The organism is Novosphingobium sp. B-7, from assembly GCF_000410615.1.
Classification (GTDB): Bacteria; Pseudomonadota; Alphaproteobacteria; order Sphingomonadales; family Sphingomonadaceae; genus Novosphingobium; species Novosphingobium capsulatum.
In genome coordinates, this window is record NZ_KE148522.1 from 16,240 (window position 1) to 29,277 (window position 13,038).

Annotated in this window: 10 protein-coding genes; 3 read left to right on the plus strand and 7 right to left on the minus strand. The window is 65.3% G+C overall.

The window, feature by feature from the left end; translation table 11 throughout:
• Together H926_RS31385 and H926_RS0124475 are read left to right on the plus strand one after the other, a co-directional pair.
• Positions 1–525: cytochrome P450 (locus H926_RS31385; protein WP_202804806.1), on the plus strand; the 525-nt coding region annotated here is incomplete at its 5' end.
• The gene (locus H926_RS0124475; protein ID WP_022678579.1) at positions 522–1,400 is read left to right on the plus strand and encodes a crotonase/enoyl-CoA hydratase family protein; all 879 of its coding nucleotides are present in this window, start codon (positions 522–524) and stop codon (positions 1,398–1,400) included. The genes H926_RS31385 and H926_RS0124475, both read left to right, overlap by 4 nt.
• Here H926_RS0124475 and H926_RS0124480 read toward each other — a convergent pair.
• From H926_RS0124480 to H926_RS0124505, 6 genes are read right to left on the minus strand one after another with little or no spacing between them, the layout of a single operon-like run.
• Positions 1,391–2,026 carry an N-carbamoylsarcosine amidohydrolase gene (locus H926_RS0124480; protein WP_022678580.1) on the minus strand — a complete coding sequence of 212 codons (636 nt, stop codon included), beginning with the start codon at positions 2,024–2,026 and terminating at the stop codon, positions 1,391–1,393. The genes H926_RS0124475 and H926_RS0124480 overlap by 10 nt on opposite strands.
• Before the next feature lie 4 nt (positions 2,027–2,030).
• The gene (locus H926_RS0124485; RefSeq protein ID WP_043611360.1) at positions 2,031–3,218 is read right to left on the minus strand and encodes a CaiB/BaiF CoA-transferase family protein; all 1,188 of its coding nucleotides are present in this window, start codon (positions 3,216–3,218) and stop codon (positions 2,031–2,033) included.
• Between the two features lie 2 nt (positions 3,219–3,220).
• Complete coding sequence (locus H926_RS0124490; RefSeq protein WP_022678582.1) at positions 3,221–5,110, minus strand: hydantoinase B/oxoprolinase family protein; 1,890 nt, start codon at positions 5,108–5,110, stop codon at positions 3,221–3,223.
• A 15-nt stretch (positions 5,111–5,125) separates the two neighbouring features.
• Positions 5,126–7,174, minus strand: a complete 2,049-nt coding sequence (locus H926_RS0124495) for a hydantoinase/oxoprolinase family protein (protein WP_022678583.1) — start codon at positions 7,172–7,174, stop codon at positions 5,126–5,128.
• Between the two features lie 53 nt (positions 7,175–7,227).
• Positions 7,228–8,142 (minus strand): hydroxymethylglutaryl-CoA lyase, encoded by a 915-nt coding sequence (locus H926_RS0124500; RefSeq protein ID WP_022678584.1) that lies wholly within the window; start codon positions 8,140–8,142, stop codon positions 7,228–7,230.
• On the minus strand, positions 8,142–8,816 hold the full coding sequence (locus H926_RS0124505) for a GntR family transcriptional regulator (RefSeq protein ID WP_028658472.1): 675 nt from the start codon (positions 8,814–8,816) through the stop codon (positions 8,142–8,144). Before H926_RS0124505 ends, H926_RS0124500 begins: the two co-directional genes overlap by 1 nt.
• Positions 8,817–8,966: 150 nt before the next feature.
• On the opposite strand from H926_RS0124505, the gene H926_RS0124510 reads away from it, so the two are divergent.
• A complete protein-coding gene (locus H926_RS0124510; protein ID WP_022678586.1) occupies positions 8,967–11,477 on the plus strand; it encodes a TonB-dependent receptor domain-containing protein in 2,511 nt (836 codons plus the stop codon).
• Between the two features lie 79 nt (positions 11,478–11,556).
• Here H926_RS0124510 and H926_RS30555 read toward each other — a convergent pair.
• Positions 11,557–13,038: diguanylate cyclase domain-containing protein (locus tag H926_RS30555; RefSeq protein WP_043611362.1), on the minus strand; the 1,482-nt coding region annotated here is incomplete at its 5' end.

Sequence of the window (13,038 nt, forward strand, 5' to 3'; positions counted from 1 at the left end):
GTGATCGTTGCCACGGCCGGGCACGATACCACCGCTGCCTCGATCGTGGGCGGCATGCAGGCGCTGCTCGACAATCCCGAGCAGATGTCGCTGCTCAAGGCCCATCCCGAACTGATGAAGACTTTCGTCAACGAGGCGATCCGCTGGACCGCGCCGGTCAAGCATTTCATGCGCAATGTGACGCAGGACTATACGCTGCACGGCCAGACCTTGCGCGCGGGCGATCATGTCTTGCTCTCGTTCGGCGCGGCGACGCGCGATCCCGAGGCCTTTGGCGATGCCGACCAGTTCCGCATCGATCGCGCACTCAACAACCACCTCGCTTTCGGACACGGCCCGCACACCTGCCTTGGCCAATATCTCGCCAAGCTGGAGATCGAGGCGTTCTTCACGGCCTTCTTCGCGCAGATCGCCACGATCGAGCCGGCCGGCCCGCCGATCTATACCGAAGGCTCTTTCGTCAGCGGCATCCGCGCCATGCCGGTGCGCTATTCCCGCCTGCCGCAGCCGGTGGAACCGGCATGACCGCCGCCGCATTCGAACAGATCACGCTCGAGGTTGACCAGGGCGTCGCCACGCTCACGCTGCACCGGCCGGACAAGCTCAACGCCTTCACCACGCAGATGATGCGCGAAATGGTGGCGGCGTTCGACGCGATCGATGCCGATGACGCGATCCGCGCGGTGATCATTACCGGCAGCGGCCGGGCGTTCTGCGCCGGGGCAGACATTTCCGGCGGTGCCGCCAACTTCCGGGTCGACGCCAGCGCGACCAGCGCGCCCGACTACAGCGATCCGGCCACGCGCGATGGCGGCGGCATCCTGGCCTTGCGCATCTTCCAGCTGAAGAAGCCGATCATTGCCGCGATAAACGGCCCGGCGATCGGCATTGGCGCCACCATGCTGCTGCCGATGGACCTGCGCATTGCCAGCGACACCGCGCGTTTCGGCTTCGTCTTTGCGCGGCGTGGCATCGTACCCGAAGCAGCATCGAGCTATTTCCTCCCCCGCCTGGTCGGCATCAGCCGCGCGCTGCGCTGGTGCTACACCGGCGCGGTGTTCGGCGCCGGTGAGGCGCTGGCCGGAGGCCTGGTGGAACAGGTCGTCCCGCCCTCAGACCTCTTGCCCACGGCCCAGGCCCTGGCGCGCGAGATCGCCGACAACGCCGCGCCGGTTTCCGTCGCGCTCACCCGCCAGATGCTATGGCGTGGCCTCGGCATGAACGATCCGATGGAAGCCCATCGCATCGAAAGCCGTGGCATTCTCACCCGTAGCCAGAGCGCCGACGCCCAGGAAGGTGTCGCCGCCTTCCTCGAAAAGCGCCCGGCCCGCTTCCCCGATCGCGTCTCGGCCGACATGCCGGACTATTTCCCGTGGTGGGAAGAAATGCCCTATGGCTGAGGCGCGATAAGCGCGAGCGCTTGGGCTGCGCTCACCACCTCGGCATATTTGGCCTGAAGGTCGAACAGGTTCGCTTCGTGCGGCGCGGGGTGCCGGTCGCCGCAGGCATCGGCCACCACGAATGGCACAAAGCCATGCTGGCAGGCATCGAGCGCCGTGGCGCGGATGCAGCCGGAGGTGGAGGTGCCGCAGATCAGCACCGTGTCCACGCCCATCGCCGTCAGCGTGGCGGCAAGATGCGTGGCGAAAAACGCCGAGGCATAGCGCTTGGTGATCACCACATCGCCCGCCTGGGGTGACAGCACGGCCGGAAATGCGCCCAGCGGGGAGCCCTTTTCGAACACCTTGAGCGCGGGCACCTTGCGATAGAAGACCCCGCCATCGGCCCCGCCGGGCTGATATTCCACATTGGTGAAAATCACCGGCAGCCCGGCAGCGCGCGCGGCGGCGGTGATCCGCACGGCGCTGGCCAGTGCTGCCTCGATCCCGGCATAGAGCGGTGATCCAGGCTGGAGATAGGCCTCCACCAGATCGACGAGCAGCAGCCCCGGGCGCTGCCCGAACGGCAGGCGCCCATCAAACGCGCCGGCATAGTTGGCATCGAGATCGCCGGCGTCCTTGGCCATCGCCTCAGATCACCCCGCGCGCGGCCAGGTCGTCCAGGTCATCGGCACCCAGGCCCAGCAATTCGCCATAGATTTCCGCATTATGCTGCCCCACCACCGATGGTGCCGGGCGGCGCACGCCGCCGGGCGTGGCGGAAAACTTGGGGAACGTCGATTGCATCTTGAGCGGGCCGAACCGCTCGGTCTCCACCTCGATGATCGCCTCGCGCGCCTGGAAATGCGGATCGTCCAGCATGTCGGGGGCGCGATAGACGCGGCCGGCGGGGATCGAATGCGCGATCATCAGCGCGTCGACCTCGTCCATGGTCAGCGTGCTGGTCCAGGCATTGATCAGCGCGTCCAGCTCGGTCTGGTTTTCGCCCCGCGCCAGATGCGTGGCATAGCGCGGATCATCGCCCAGTTCCGCCCGGCCCATCGCCGTGGCCAGGCGCTTCCACAGCGAATCCTTGTTGGCGCCGATCATGAACTCGCCATCCTTGCAGGAATAGACGTTGGACGGCGCGATACCCTTGAGGATGGAGCCAGACCGCTCGCGGATCAGGCCCATGCGATCGTATTCCGGCACCAGGCCTTCCATCACCTGCAGCACGCTTTCATAGAGCGCGGTGTCGATCACCTGGCCTTGCCCGGTCTTGTCCTTCACGTGCAGCGCGGCCAGCACGCCCATGCAGCCATACGTGGCGGTCAGCGTATCGCCGATCGACACGCCCATGCGGCTGGGCGGGCGATCGGGTTCACCCACGATATAGCGCCACCCGCCCATCGCCTCGCCAATCCCGCCAAAGCCGGCGCGATCGGAATAGGGGCCGGTCTGGCCATAGCCCGACATGCGCGCGATGATCAGATGCGGAAATTCGGCCAGCAGCACGTCAGGTCCCATGCCCCACTTTTCCAGCGTGCCGGGCTTGAAGTTCTCGATCACGACATCGGCGTGGGCGATCAGCCGCCTGACCAGCGCCTGGCCTTCGGGCACGCGCAAGTTGGCACTGACCGAGCGCTTGTTGCGCGCGATCACTTCCCACTGCACCTTTTCGTTGCCCTGGCCCCACTCGCGCATGGGATCGCCGGTGAGCGGCGGTTCCACCTTGATCACGTCGGCGCCCATGTCGCCCAGCAACTGGCCGCAGAACGGCCCGGCCAGGAGCTGGCCCAGTTCGACGACGCGGATATCCTGCAAAGCACCTTTGGTCATGGTCACTCCGCCGCTTCTGCTTGCGGCCACACCGGCGGGATGGGCGCCGGCAACCCGGTTTCCGCCTGGCAGGCCGCGCGCAGGGCATCAAGCCCCGGCCCGGTGTTGAACACCGGCAAGGCGCCGCCCCGGTCGGCCATCATCGCGTCGCGCAGGGCCTGCGTCGCGGCCGCGTCAACCACGCCGGCGTCATCGGCCACCACGCCATAGGCGCGCGCGCCCTGCGGCGTGACCAGCCCCTGGACGATCTCCTTGCCCACCAGCGCCGGATCGCGCGCCAGCGGATCGCCCCAGCCACCGCCGCCCCAGGTGATGAAGTGCAGCTGGTCGCCTTCCTCCACCGCCAGGTCTTCCACCTTGTTGCCCACGATCACCTGGCTGCCATCGGCCTTTTCCAGGATCTTGCGCGCGCGCTTGCCCGGATCGCCACCGTTCACGCCCCATGGCGGCACGAACCAGCGATCGTCATGGATCGCGATCGTGCCCGCACTCAGGAAACGATAGGTCATGTGAATGCCGTTGCCGCCGCGATGCAGCCCCGCCCCGCCCGAATCCGGCTCGGTGGAATAGCGCTCGATCATCATCGGGAAATAGCGTTCGAGAAACTCGTTGGGCACGTTGGTAAAGCCCGGCCACAGCGAATGGCCATCCGGCCCATCGCCAAGCGGCCGGCCGGGAATGCCGCCAAAGCCGATCTGGAACAGCTGGAACCAGGCGTGCCCCTTGCCCGGCCGCGTATCGTTGCCGGCATAGAACAGGTGCGGCGACGACGAGAACCCGGCGGCGTTGAGAAACTCTGGCGTCTTCTGCCCCAACAGACCCCCCAGGATATCGAAAATCCGGCCCAGCGCATGGGTGCGGCCCGATAGCGCGGCCGGAAAGCGCGGCTTGAGCAGGCTGCCTTCGGGAATGCGCACATCGATCAGGTCATAGAACCCGTCGTTGAACAGGATCTGCGGATCGAACACCATGATCATGTAGATGCCGAAGAACATCTTGAACATGTTTTCATTGAGATAGAAATTGATCGAGGCCACGCTCTGCGGATCGGTACCATCGAAATCGAGCACGACGGTCTCGCCATCGCGCCACATCGTGCACTTGATGCGATAGGGGCCAAAGCCCATGCCATCGTCGCAGATATAGTCTTCAAAGCTGACCGGCTCTTCGCTCACCGCCTGGCCCAGCAAGGTCTTCATGGCGCGGTGGTTGCGGGCCAAGAGTTCCTGCGTCGCCGAAACATATACATCGTCGCCAAACCGCTCGGCCATTTCCACCACGCGGCGCGCGGCCACCCGGCAGCTGGCGATCAAGGCATTGAGATCTGCCGCGCACCAATCGGGCTTGCGCGTCTGGTGCATCACCAGCTTCATCAAGTCGGCGTTGTATTCGCCCTTTTTCCAGATCTTGACCGGCGGAATGCGCACCCCTTCTTCATAGATGGAGCGGGCGTTGATCGGCATCGATCCCACCACTTTGCCGCCAATGTCGCTCTGGTGCCCGAACATCGAGGTATAGGCGATCAGCCGCCCGTCCTTGAACACTGGCAGCAGCACCAGCCAATCGTTGGAATGGCTGATCGCGCCATCCACCGAATAGGGATCGGACAGGAAGATCATGTCGCCATCTTCCAGCGTCCCGTCATAGTTGGACAGGAACCCGCCGATGAAGCTGCCGAACTGGCCAACGATCATCTTGCCGGTGTGATCGGCAATCAGCGGAAAGGCATCGCCCTGTTCGCGAATGCCCGGTGACATCGCGGTGCGCACCAGGGTGGCATCCATTTCCACGCGGGCATTGCGCAGCGCGTTCTCGATGATGTCGAGCGTGACCGGATCGATCGCCACCTTGGCAAACGGGGTGTGGTTGGTCTGGACGATTGTTGCAGGCATCGGGCTTCCCTTTCGTCAGGCCAGGGTGATGAGGATGTTGCCGACGGTATCGACCGTGGCGATGCAGCCGGTCTCGATCAGCGTGGTCGAATCCATTTCGCACACGATCGCCGGGCCAGGGATCACGTCACCGGCCTTGAGCCGCGCGCGGTCATAGATCACCGCGGCCTGCTCGGCCCCATCCATCCACAGCACATGATCGCGGATCTTGGCGGCGGCAGGATCACCGTTGCCCTGCTCGAGCGGTGCTGCCGGCAGATCGAGCGCGCGGCCCAGTGCCACGGCGCGCAGGTTCACGATCTCGTGCGGGGTGTCCATGTTGAACGTGAACAGTCGCTTGTGCTCTTCGTCAAAGCGGGCGAGCACGCCGGCAATGCCATCGTCGGCCAGGGTCTGCGCGGTGATCGACAGCGGCACTTCAAAGGCCTGGCCGGCATAGCGCACGTCGATTTCAAAGCTGGTGGTGATTTCCGCCTCGGGCACGCCATCGGCGAGAAGCTCGCCGCGCACGTGGGTGGCCATTTCCTCCAGCACAGCCACCAGATCGGCCGGCGCGGTATCGCGCGCCAGGCGCGACCACGATCGCGCGGTTTCGGTGCGCATGCGCGTGGTGGCATCGCCCAGCGCGCACAGCACGCCGGGGCTGACCGGCGAGACGGCGGGCCACGATCCCATGAGCCGCGCCACGGCATTGACATGCAGCGGCCCCGCGCCGCCAAAGCCCATCAGCGCAAAATCGCGCGGGTCATAGCCCTGCTGCACCGAAATCATCCGCAATGCGCCAAACATGTTCTCGTTGACGATATCGATGATGCCGCGCGCCGCTTCCATCAGGCCGATGCCCAGCGCATCGGCAATGGTCTGCACCGCTGCCTTGGCGCCTTCCCGATCGAGCTGAAACGTGCCGCCCAACAGGTTTTCCGGCAGATAGCCCAGCACCACGTTGGCATCGGTTACGGTGGGGGCCGTGCCGCCTTTTCCATAGGCGACCGGCCCCGGCACCGCTCCTGCGCTCTGTGGCCCGACCCGAAGGGCTCTGGTCAGCGCGGGAACATAAGCGATCGAGCCACCCCCGGCGCCCACCGTCTTGACGTCCAGCGCCGAGGCGCGGACGGACAGGTGGCCCACTTCGGTGGTCCGCTGGCGGCGCGGCTCGAGGTTTTCGATCAGGGCAACGTCGGTGCTGGTGCCGCCCACATCGAGCGTTAGGATATTGCGGATGCCGGCATTGCGCCCCACCCAGATCGCCCCGGTCACGCCGCCCGCCGGGCCGGACATGAGAATGTTGACCGGATGCTCCTCGGCCTTTTGCGCGCTCATCAGCCCGCCGTCCGAGCGCAGCAGCGAGAGCTTTCCGGTCATCCCCTCGGCCGCCAGGCGATTGCGCAGGTTGGAAACATACTTGCCCACCACCGGGCGCACGCTGGCATTGGCCACCGTGGTCAGCGTGCGTTCGTATTCCTGCATTTCGGGCAGCACTTCGTGGCTGAGCGAGACCGGCACGCCGGGCAGCACCTGGGCGGCCAGTTCGCCGATCCGCGCCTCGTGCGCGCCGTTGGCATAGGCGTTGATCAGGCTGACCGTCACCGCCTCCACGCCTTGCGCCTTGAGCCTGGCCAACTGCGTGCGCAGGTCCGCCTCGTCCAGCGGGCGCACTTCCTGGCCCTCGGCGTTCATGCGGCCCTTGACGGTCACGGTGTCTTCCAGCGCGGCGAGCGGCTGTGGCTTGGGCCAGATGATCCAGCCCGCCAGGCCGCCGGGCACATAGCTGCGCGCGATCTGCATGATATCGCGATAGCCTTCGGTGGTGACCAGCCCCACCCGCGCACCCTTGCCTTCCAGCACGGCATTGGTGGCAACGGTGGTGCCGTGCAGGAAATAGTCGATCGCGCCGGCGGTGATCCCCGCCTTGGCGCAAACGGCGGTCACACCGTTGAGAATGCCTTCGGAACTGTCGTGCGGGGTCGATGGCGTCTTGTGCCGCCAGAACGCGCCGCTGTCGGTGTCGAACAGCAAGAGGTCGGTAAACGTGCCGCCAACGTCGACGCCAAGCCGGTAACCCATCGATCAACCACCCTTTCCAAAAAGCGTTCGTGCGTGCCAGTGCATCCTGCGGTTCAGGCTTGCGCCGGCCGGGGGAACGGCGGCGCCTTGGCCACCATGCCCGGAAGCGTGCGATCCATCACCGAGCCCAGCCAGTGATTGGCCTCGACCAGCGCGGCCACGTCCAGCCCGGTGCGCACTCCGGCGCGTTCCAGCATATAGACCACGTCCTCGGTCGAAACGTTGCCGGCCGCGCCGGGCGCAAACGGGCAACCGCCCAGGCCACCGATCGCGGCATCGACCGTCACGGCGCCCGCGCCGATCGCCGCCCAGACATTGGCCAGGCCGGTGCCGCGCGTATTGTGGAAATGCACCCGCACCGGAATGGCCGGCACCGCCGCGCGCACTTTGCCCACCAGCGTGGCGACATGCGCCGGGTTGGCCACGCCGATCGTATCGGCCAAGCCGATTTCAACGGGATTGGCCTGGGCCAGTGCCACGGCCATGGCCACCACGCGGTCCTCGCTCACTTCGCCTTCGAACGGGCAGCCAAAGGCAGCGGCGATGGTCACCTGGCCCGTCTTGCCCGCCTGGCGCGCCATGGCGATGATCTCGCTGGCCGCCGCCACTGAACCATCGCTGGTCTGGCCCTGGTTGGCCTTGGCAAAGGTGTCGGTCGCCACCGAGACCGCGCCCAGTTGGTCGATCCGCCCGGTCTCAATCGCGCGGGCCGCGCCGCGCGCGTTCATCACCAGGCCGATGTAGGTCACGTCGTCGCGGCGCGGCAGGCCGGCGCAGACCGCCTCGGCATCGGCCATCTGCGGCACCGCCTTGGGATTGACGAAGCTGGTCACCTCGATCCGCCGCGCGCCGGCGGCAATAGCGCGTTCCACCAGCGCGATCTTGTCGGCGGTGGAAATCATGGTCTTCTCGTTCTGCAACCCGTCTCTCGGGGCAACCTCGACCATCTCGATGGATTCTGTATACATTACTCGGCAGCCTCCCGCTGGGCCTGCTCCGCCAGCCCACGGTGGGCATCGGCATAGGCGTGATAGGCGCGCAGGATGTGCCCGGTCATGATCGCCTCAGCCCAGGGGCCATCGCGACGGGCAAAGGCGGCGATCAGTTCCTCGTGCTCGCCATAAGAGCGGTGCAGCGCCTCGCGCCCGTAATGGTGCGCCGTGCGCCACACCACTGGCTGCTCGATCAGCGTGGCGAGAAGCGCGGCGAGGCGGCGCGATCCGGCCACGTCCAGGATGGCAGCGTGGAAATCGCGATTGCCTTCGAGGAACCCGGCGACATCGGGCACGGGCTTGCGAATCGCCTCGCCCAGCCGGCGATTCGCCGCCCGGATGCGCTCCAGCGCTTCATCGCTCATCCGCTCGGCGGCGCGGCGGGCGGCCTTGCCTTCCAGCATCGCGCGCAGCTCGAACGCATCGGCCACATCATCGATCGACCAATCCGCCACAAAGCTACGCTGGGTATCGGTGCGCGTCACCAAAAGGTCGGATTCCAGCCGGCGCAGCGCCTCGCGCACCGGGGTGCGCGACACGCCGCAGCGTTCGGCCAGCGCCTCTTCCGCCAATTGCGCGCCGGCGGGCAGTTCGCCCGACAGGATCATGCTGCGGATCGCCTCATAGGCGCGGTCAGAAGCGCGTGACACATCCTTCTCCAAAGACCTTGACCTGAGATTTGTATACAATACTATTTGTATCCATCAAGCCGCGTCAGCCATGGGGGCACGAAAAAGACCGGCGGGTGATATCGGCGCCAGGCCCTGGGTGGGGCCGCGCCAGCGAACAGGGAGAATGCAATGCGACTTTCCCACTCGAGCTTCCTTGCCACCGTTTCGGTGCTGGCCGCCATGGCCACCACAACGCCCGCTTTTGCGCAAGAGGTGCCACAGTCTGGCGCCGCGTCTGGCGACGATAGCGGCATCATCGTCACCGCGCGCCGCCAGAATGAACGGTTGCAAGATGTCCCGGCCTCGGTCGCCGTGCTCACCGCCGATGCCCTGCAACGCACCGGCGCGGTCAAGGCAGAGGATTTCGTCAAGCTGACGCCGGGCGTCACCATTGTCACCGGCACGGCCGAGGCCGGCGATACCCAGATCAACATTCGCGGCATGAACGGCGCGCGCGACGCGGAAAGCTCGGTCGCGCTGGTGGTCGATGGCATCCTCAAGACCAACACCGCCCAGCTCAACCAGCCGCAGGGCACGTTGCAGCAGGTCGAACTGCTCAAGGGCCCGCAGGGCGCGCTCTATGGCCGCAACGCGGCCGCCGGCGCCATCGTGATCCAGTCGCTCAAGCCCACCGACACGATGACCGGTGCGGCCAAGCTGTCCTATGCCGATTACAACACCTGGGAAGCGAGCGCGCACATCGCCGGCCCGGTGGCCGAAAACGTCGGCTTCGTCCTGGCAGGCTATTACTACAAGACCGATGGGTTCTACAAAAACACCTTCACCAATTCCAAGACGGTGGACGACAAGGAAAACTGGGCCGTCGATGGCCGCATGATGGTGGGCCAGGGCGGCCCCACCCAGCTCGATATCAAGGCGCGCTACAGCGAGTTTCACGGGGCCTCCCTGCCCTTCAACGCCGCGTTCCACCTGCCCAATTTCGGTGGGGCGTTCTATGAGAACGTCAACACCCACCCGTTCCATTTCTACAACAACATCCGCCCCACCAATGACCAGACCAGCTTTGACGCCTCGATCAAGCTGGACCACCAGCTGACCGACAAGATCAAGCTGGTGGGCTGGGCGCTCTATTCCAACGTAAACCAGGATCTGGTCGCCGATGGCACCTCGGCCGATTTCGGCCGCTTCCTCAGCGCCGCCAACCCCCAGGCGCAGGCCGCAGTCAATTCCTGCTTTTCCAGCACGGCGGCGCTCACCGGCTATCCGGTCAACCCGCCCGGCTTCATCGGCCAGACCCCGGTGCCGTTCATCTTTGCGCCGACCACGGGTTCAACCTTTGGCCCCTATAGCCCGACCACCTGCGACGGCACGCAGTATCAGGTGCGCAAGCAGCAGGATTTCAGCACCGAATGGCGCCTGATCGGCGATGCCGGCGCGATCAACTGGCAGCTGGGCGGCTATTACCTGCACATCAAGCGCACGGTCGGCGTCAGTCTGGGTGCCGATACCGGCAACGGCGTGATCAAGCAGCTCTATAATGCGCCCGATTCCACCAACCCCACCACGCTGCTGCTGGCTGACCGGTTCAAGACCAATGTCTATGCCGCGTTCGGCTCGGTGGAGTGGAAGCCGAATGACAAGTTCGATGCCGGCCTCGCGCTGCGCTACGATATCGAGGATCGCAAGTCGTCCTCGCTGGTGCCCACCGCCACCGATCCCTTCACCGGCGGCCCGATCAACCCCGGCCAGGCGTTCGGCCCGTTGACCGACAAGCATGCCCGCTTCGAACAGTTCGAGCCCAAGGTCACGCTCAGCTACAAGCCCACCCGCGAATTCAACCTCTATGCCAACTGGGGCATCGGCTTCAAATCGGGCGGCTTCAACAACCAGGGTTCGGCGCAGATCATCAAGGACAACTTCGTCAACGCCTTTGGCGCCAATGTCACGGTCAACGACCAGTATCGCAAGGAATGGTCGAGCGCGTGGGAGGCCGGCCTCAAGGGCAATCTGCTCAATGGCGCGCTCACGTTCGACCTGGCCGGGTATTACACCCAGGTCCACGACATGCAGTTCTTCGAATTCTTCGTCGGCAGCTTCGGCCTGCTGCGCGTGGTCTCGAATATCGATCGGGTGGACCTCAAGGGCATCGAGGCCAGCGTCACGGTCAAGCCGGTCAAGGGCGTCAAGCTGTTCGGATCGTTCAACTATACCGACAGCGAGATCAAGAAGAACTCCTCGCGGCCCTATACCGTGGGCAACAAGTCTCCCTATACCGCCGATTATACGCTCAACGTGGGGGCAGAGTTCGAGCAGGCGATCAGCGGCGACCTGCGCTTCTTCACCCGCGCCGATTATCGCCTGACCGGGCCCACCTGGTTCCACACCGTGCAGAACCAGTCGGTGCCGACGGTGTTTTCGGGCCTGCTGCCGATTTCGGCGCTGCAGCTGCCGGCCTTTGTCGGCGATGGCAAGTATGACGTGGCGCGGCGCGATGCCTTTGGCATCGTCAACCTGCGCGCCGGCATCCAGACCGATCGCTTCAGCCTGGCGGTCTTCGCCAACAACCTGCTCGACAAGCAATATCTCAATGAAGTGATCACGGCGGTGGAATTTGGCGGGTCGTTCATCACACCCGGCACCCGCCGCCTGATCGGCGTGGAAGGCAGCGTGAAGTTCTAAGGTTTCCCCAACCCTTCATGCCTGCCAACCATGAACCCGGCCGCATCTGGATCGGTGCGGCCGGGTTTTTCCTGCATGATCAGCCCTGGCGTGCGATGGCAACCGGCGCGACATCGCTTTGGCCCGGCGCGATCGGCACGGCCTGGCCGGCAATCACCGCCGTGCCGCGCTCGCGGCGCTTGGCGGCATAGAGCGCGGCATCGGCATTGCGCAGCAGGTCGCTGCGGCTCGCGGTCTGCGCATCGAGCCAGGCAGCACCGATCGTTGCGGAAACACGGAATGTCTGCTTGTCGGCGCGGATCGAATAGCGCAGGTCAAGCAACAGGCGGCGCAACAGACCGCGCAGATCGCGCAGCAGGGCCTGGTCGGTGATCAGCAGCACGAATTCATCGCCGCCCAGCCGCGCGGCAAAGCTGCCGGCCAGATAGGGCGCCTGCAGGCGCGAGGCGATCACGCGCAGCACATCGTCACCCGCCTGGTGGCCCAGGCGATCGTTCACCGCCTTGAAGTGATCGAGATCGATCAGCAGCAGCGCACAGCGTTGCCCGGCGGCCGCAGTCGTCTTGATGCTGTCATCGATCACCTGGTTGCACCGCCCACGGCTGGCGATCCGGGTCAGATCGTCGGTATGGGCGGCGTGGCGCAGCGCCTCTTCCATCTTGTGGCGCTCGGTAATGTCCTGGAAAACGCCAATCAGCGCAACCGGCTTGCCGTTTTCCAGTTCCAATTCACCCATGCTGCGCACGCGGCGATAGTTGCCACGTGCGGTGGTGAAATCGGCTTCGACATCGAATGGCTCGCCCGTCACCAGCGTCTGCTCGATCGTGCTCACCAGGATTTCACGCGACTTTTCGGCATAAAAATCGAGTGCGGCTTTCAGCGATATCTCCGCGCCACACTCCATCTCATGAATGGCATAGGTCTGGTCGGACCATTCCAGCTGGTTGTCCCCCAGCGTCAGCCGCCACGAGCCGATGTTGGCAATGCGCTCGGCCTGGCGCAGTTGCCGGTGCTTGCGGCTCAGATCGCGCAAGTTGTGCCCGCGCTCTTCGGCCATCTGTACGGCCAGCGCGGCCGTGCGCCGCGCCGAAATGAGCGTTTCCACCAAGGTGGCCAAATGCCCAAGCATCTTGAGTCCGGCCGGATCGATCGTGCGCGGCTGGTCATCGATCACGCACAACGTGCCCAGCGGCAGGCGCGGCGATGTGTCATCGCTTGCGTCCTCGGCGGCATGGATCGGCACGCCCGCGTAGAACCGGATATCGGGCGCACCGGTGACCAGCGGATTGTCCGCAAAGCGGTCATCCTGCCGCGCATCGGGAACGACGAGCACATCATCGGCAGCCACGGCGTGGGCGCAAAAGGCGATGTCGCGCGGGGTTTCGTTCACGTCCAAGCCGGCCTTGGCCTTGAACCACTGGCGGTGTGCATCGACCAGCGAAACCAGCGCGATCTTGCAGCCCGTCAGCTGCTGCGCCAGTTGCACCACCGCGTCGAATTCCTGCTCTGGCGCGCTGTCGAGCAGTTCCAGGCGTTCCAGCAGCGCAAGCCGTGCCTCTTC

What these genes read in the sequence shown, in the direction of transcription:
- H926_RS0124475 (WP_022678579.1), top strand. Translation starts at nt 522, where the DNA reads ATGACCGCCGCCGCATTCGAACAGATCACGCTCGAGGTTGACCAGGGC.
- H926_RS0124480 (WP_022678580.1), bottom strand. Translation starts at nt 2,026, where the DNA reads ATGGCCAAGGACGCCGGCGATCTCGATGCCAACTATGCCGGCGCGTTT.
- H926_RS0124485 (WP_043611360.1), bottom strand. Translation starts at nt 3,218, where the DNA reads ATGACCAAAGGTGCTTTGCAGGATATCCGCGTCGTCGAACTGGGCCAG.
- H926_RS0124490 (WP_022678582.1), bottom strand. Translation starts at nt 5,110, where the DNA reads ATGCCTGCAACAATCGTCCAGACCAACCACACCCCGTTTGCCAAGGTG.
- H926_RS0124495 (WP_022678583.1), bottom strand. Translation starts at nt 7,174, where the DNA reads ATGGGTTACCGGCTTGGCGTCGACGTTGGCGGCACGTTTACCGACCTC.
- H926_RS0124500 (WP_022678584.1), bottom strand. Translation starts at nt 8,142, where the DNA reads ATGTATACAGAATCCATCGAGATGGTCGAGGTTGCCCCGAGAGACGGG.
- H926_RS0124510 (WP_022678586.1), top strand. Translation starts at nt 8,967, where the DNA reads ATGCGACTTTCCCACTCGAGCTTCCTTGCCACCGTTTCGGTGCTGGCC.